At 72.7% G+C, this 3,480-nt stretch carries 2 protein-coding genes and 1 pseudogene; all 3 read right to left on the reverse strand.

Annotated features, from left to right (window positions below):
• Positions 1-564, reverse strand: a pseudogene (locus NBZ83_RS30965) (ATP-binding protein); the annotation flags it as partial.
• A gap of 237 nt (positions 565-801) precedes the next feature.
• Complete coding sequence (locus NBZ83_RS30970) at positions 802-1,446, reverse strand: helix-turn-helix domain-containing protein (RefSeq protein WP_261571263.1); 645 nt, start codon at positions 1,444-1,446, stop codon at positions 802-804.
• A 16-nt stretch (positions 1,447-1,462) separates the two neighbouring features.
• Positions 1,463-3,430, reverse strand: coding sequence for an APC family permease (locus NBZ83_RS30975; protein ID WP_261576393.1), 1,968 nt, complete (start codon positions 3,428-3,430; stop codon positions 1,463-1,465).
• Positions 3,431-3,480 lie beyond the last annotated feature (50 nt).

Here is a 3,480-nt window from a genome sequence, read left to right on the forward strand (position 1 = left end):
GGTGAGGAACTCGTCCTCGAAGGCGGTCAGCTCGCCGCCGTCGTGGCCGAAGCGTCGCCGGCGCAGCACGCCCATCGGGTCGCCGCGGTGGGCCCGGTAGAACGGCCGGGCGATGTCGGTGCGCCAGTCGACGACCAACGGGTCGTCGCCGGCGGCCTCACGCACGTGCCGGCGCCCGAGGTAGATCCGCCGGCCCGCGGCCCCGGGCACCTCAGACACGCCGAGTGCGTCGGGTGCGCCGAGTGCGTCGGGTGCGCCGGGTGCGCCGGGTGCGTAGTCGAGGCGGGCGAAGAAAAGCGGTGCCGTCCCGTCGCCCTCGGCGAGGCCGGCGATCCGACGCTGCCTGGCGATCCGCAGGTACGCGATCGTCACCTTGTCCCCGATCGGGTCGCCGCCGGCGACCTGCGTGCGTTCGGCCTCGGCCCGCATGCCCGCGAGCGCCGTTCGGCCCCGCCGCAGGTAGCCCCGCTCCCCCGCCAGCTCGGTCTCCCCCGCCAGCTCGGTCTCCGTCGCGACATCGGGCTCTGCCTCGTCATCCCGTCCGACACCCCGACTTCCAGCCACCACCACGATCCCCTTTCTTAACCCGGTAAAGAATACGCGACGTCTCGGCACCCTCGGCGGCATCGCGAACGCCGAGCGTGACCCCTGGGCTGGCCGACTCGGCCCGTGCTCAGGGGAACTCGACGCCACCCCCCACCGGGGCCGCGGTGCCGGCGGGGCCGGCATCGGACGGGGCGCGGGGCGGGCCCCTGGTCGGACACTCGGCGCCGCGGGGTCAGGAGTAGTAGTGCCGCGGGGTCAGGAGTAGTCGGGCAGGGCGCGGCGCAGCGCGGCGAAGGCCTGCCGGGTTGCCGCGACCGCGCTCGGATGGCGCGCGGCAGCGTCCTCGCCGGCGCACAGCCGCGCCCAGTTCTCCCGGGCCAGGACGCGCTGCACGACGATGATCTGGGCGGCGGCGAGGCGCGCGGTGAGCTCACCGGCCTGCGGTGCGGCCTCGGCGAGGGCGTCGGCGAGAGCCTGCTCGTCCCCGGCGGCGTGCTGGGCGAGCCGGCCGAGCAGGCTCGGGGTGGCGAACACCATGGCGTGGTAGGCAAGCACCTCGGGGTCGTCGTTGAGGCCGGTGACGGGTTCGCGGCGGTCGAGGCCGGCGAGCAGGTGGGCGGCCAGGGCGGCCAGGGGCGCCACCCCGGGCGTCCGGGTACGCACCACGCGGGCGGCCTCGCCACGATGGTCGAGGATGCGGTGCAGGACGAGGTCTTCCTTGGTGGGGAAGTAGGCGAACAGGGTCGGCTTGGACACCGCAGCCGCCGCCGCGATCTCGGCGACGGAGACGTCGTCGAAGCCGCGTTCGAGGAACAGGGTGATCGCCGCGGCGGACAGCGCGTCGTGGGTGCGCCGCCGGCGCCGCGCGCGCAGCCCGGTGGGTTCGCCCGGGCCCGGCATCCGGGTGTCCCGGGGTTCAGGCGACGTGGACGAAGGGGCGGTGGTCCGGGTCGGGTTCGGCCTCGCGTAGCACCTCGCGGGTCACGGTGGCGACCTCGCCAGCGCCGAAGAACAGGAACCGCAGGAAGTTCACGATCGGGTTACCCTCGCTCCATTCGAAGTACACGTTCGGTCGCACGCCCGTGGTGTCGCGCAGGTGCAGCAGCAGCGCGGCGATCGCGTTGGGCACCGAGGTGCTGGTCAGGCGCAGGATCCGGTAGCCGTGGCGGTCCTCGCCGCAGACGTCGAGCTCGCCTTCGAACTCGGAGGAGTCGGGGATGTTGACCTCCAGGAACAGCAGCGGAACGTGTTCGGGCACGAACAGCTCCTGCCGGGCCTTACGCACCTTGTCGACGTATTCGGCGGCGTCGCCGACGTCGAGTTCGTTGGCGACCAGGTGCAGCGCGCCGGCCTCGGCGGATTCGCGCACCCACCGTTCGGCGAGGGGGTCCAGACGCACCCCGGTGACGCGCAGTTCGAACGAGCGTGCCACCCGGGAGGAGAACGACACGACGATGATCGCGATGATGAAGATCGAGCCGATGATGAGCCCGTCGGGCCGTTCGATGATGTTCGCGATGGTCGTGTAGACGAACACGACCGCGATGGCGCCGAAGGCGACCGCCAGCCGGCGCCGGCCGCGGCGCAGGGTGGACAGTGTCACCGCGAGCGCCGCCGAGGTGATCAGGACGAGCACGCCGGTGGCGTAGGCGCCGCCCTGCTTGTCGACGCTGGCCCGGAACACGATCGTGACGAGGAACCCGATGAGGGTGAACACGATGACCAGCGGCCGCACGGCGCGCGCCCAGGTCGGCGCCATCCCGTAGCGGGGCAGGTAGCGCGGGACGAGGTTGAGCAGGCCGGCCATGGCCGAGGCGCCGGCGAACCACAGGATCAGAATCGTGCTGACGTCGTAGACGGTGCCGAAGGCCGCGCCGAGCTGTTCGTGGGCCAGGTAGGCCAGGGCGCGCCCGTTGGCCGGCCCGCCGGGTTCGAACTCCTTCTCCGGGATGAGCAGCGTCGTGCTCAGGCTGCTGGTGATGAGGAACACCGCCATGATCGCCGCCGCGGTGGTCAGCAGCGTGCGGGCGCCGCGGATGCGGCCGGCCGGGTTGGCCTCGCTGTCGCCGGGATCGCCGCGGACCAGCGGCATCACCGCGACGCCGGTCTCGAAGCCGGACAGCCCCAGCGCCAGCTTCGGGAAGACGATCAGGGCGAAGCCGACCAGGGCGAGGGGGTCGGGATGTTCGTTGACGAGCAGCGCGTGCCAGTCGCTGAACAGGTGCGGATGGGTCGCGATCTTGATCAGTGCGTCGACGATGACGACCGCGTTGAGGCTCAGGTAGATCGCCACCAGCACGACGGCGATGCCGACGGCCTCGGTGAACCCGCGCAGGAACACCCCGCCGAGCAGGGCGAGCAGCACGAGGGTGACCGCGACCTGGTGGCCTTCCAGCAGGTGCGGCGCGTAGGGGTTCTCCAGAATGTGGGCGGTGGCGTCGGCGCCGGACAGGGTGATCGTGATGAGGAAGTCGGTGCAGGCGAACCCGAGCAGCACCAGGACGAGGACCTTGCCCTTCCACCAGGACAGCTCCTTCTCCAGCATGGCGATGGAGCCCTCGCCGTGCGGGCTGTCGCGGGCGACCTGCCGGTAGACGGGCAGCGCGCCGACGAGGGTCACCAGCACCAGCACCGCCGTCGCGATCGGGCTGACCGCGCCGGCGGCGAGCGCGGCGATGCCCGGCTGGTAGCCGAGGGTGGAGAAGTAGTCGACGCCGGTCAGGCACATCACCCGCCACCACGGGTGCAGGCGGTGCTCCTCGGCCGGCTGGGCGTGCGGGCCGGAGTGCTGCTGGGCCTGCTCGGTGCCGGCCAGCAGCCACGCCCGCAGGCGCCGCGGGCCGGCCGGTCGCCGCGCCGGTTCGGCTTCGGTCGTCGGGGTCACGGAGCAGCGCACCTTCCAGCCGATGGGGGCATGCCGAGCATCCTCCCCCG

The organism is Frankia gtarii (genome assembly GCF_025403375.1).
Lineage (GTDB): Bacteria > Actinomycetota > Actinomycetes > Frankiales > Frankiaceae > Frankia > Frankia gtarii.

What these genes read in the sequence shown, in the direction of transcription:
- NBZ83_RS30970 (WP_261571263.1), bottom strand. Translation starts at nt 1,446, where the DNA reads ATGCCGGGCCCGGGCGAACCCACCGGGCTGCGCGCGCGGCGCCGGCGG.